The following is a 1,255-nucleotide window of genomic DNA, read 5'->3' as shown; positions in this document are numbered from 1 at the left end:
TGTAAACTAATGAAATGGACTCGCTCCTCTTTTAAAACGGCGTCATAATAAATGCGCCAAAGTGGTCTCGGTGGACCACTTAAACTTTAACTGAAGAGAAGGAGTCCATTATGAATATTACATTAATTGGCATGGATATAGCAAAACATGTTTTTCAATTATGTGGTGCTAATCAAGCAGGAAAAGTCATCATGAGAAGGCGTTTAAGTCGAGATAATTTGTTAATGCATTTAGCTCAGCAGTCTCCGTGTTGTATTGCGATGGAAGCCTGCGGTAGCGCTAATTATTGGGCAAGAGAAATCCAAAAGCTAGGCCATGAAGTGAAATTAATTTCCCCGCAGTTTGTTAAGCCTTTTGTCAAAGGCAATAAAAATGATTATCGTGATGCAGAAGCGATTGTTGAAGCGGCTAGCCGTCCGCAGATGCGGTTTGTCACCCCGAAAACGATAGATCAGCAGGATATTCAAAGCCTCCTACGTGTTCGGGAAGGACATGTCACCATGCGCACCAAACTCGTCAATCAGCTTCGTGGATTATTAGCAGAATATGGTTATATTGTCCCGCAGGGACTCAGTGCCTTGAGAGAACGGCTGCCTAAGCTACTTGATCGACAAGTAGAGAATGAGCTGAGTCCCTTGATGAAAGCGTTGCTAGAGCAGCAATATCAGCTATGGCAGTCCTTGGATCAACAAATAACAGTTTGCGAAACCCAGCTGAAAGCCATCGTCAAACAAGATGAGCGATGTCAACGGTTGATGGAAGTTGAAGGGATTGGCACGATAACGGCAGCGGCAATAGTAGCCCTAGTTGGCAATGGTGCTGGCTTTAAGAATGGGCGTCATTTTTCAGCTTACGTTGGCCTTGTCCCACGCCAGCATTCCAGCGGTAATACGCAAAAACTATTAGGGATCAGCAAGCGTGGTGATGAATATGTACGTCGAATGCTGATTCATGGTGCACGCTCTGTTGTCATTCGGGCAGGAAAAAAGACCGATCAACGAAGTCGTTGGATACAGGGGTTAGTCGCTAAAGTCGGCATGAACCGTGCCACGGTGGCTTTAGCCAATAAAAATGCACGTATTGCCATGGCATTATTATTACATGGGGAAGCTTATCGAAGAGCGGCTTAATAACGGTCTGTGATTTGATAATCTTTAGAGATTAACAAGACAAGTCACTGAATTGCGAGGAATAAAATCAACGTGATGACAAAATAGGTAAGACCAGCGTTTTTAAAACCTGTTTAGGGCCTTGG

At 44.1% G+C, this 1,255-nt stretch carries 1 protein-coding gene; it reads left to right on the top strand.

Features of this window, described 5'->3' with window-relative positions; genetic code table 11:
* The first annotated feature begins 110 nt into the window (after positions 1-110).
* Entirely contained in the window at positions 111-1,130 is a 1,020-nt protein-coding gene (locus COV52_03970) for an IS110 family transposase (protein PIR11477.1), read from the top strand.
* Positions 1,131-1,255 lie beyond the last annotated feature (125 nt).

Source organism: Gammaproteobacteria bacterium CG11_big_fil_rev_8_21_14_0_20_46_22 (assembly GCA_002796245.1).
Taxonomy (GTDB): domain Bacteria; phylum Pseudomonadota; class Gammaproteobacteria; order UBA12402; family UBA12402; genus 1-14-0-20-46-22.
Note: the sequence above shows the minus strand (reverse complement) of the source record. Positions and strands in the feature narration are given on the sequence as shown.

Coding starts and splice junctions, on each gene's coding strand:
- COV52_03970 (PIR11477.1), top strand. CDS start 111: ATGAATATTACATTAATTGGCATGGATATAGCAAAACATGTTTTTCAA.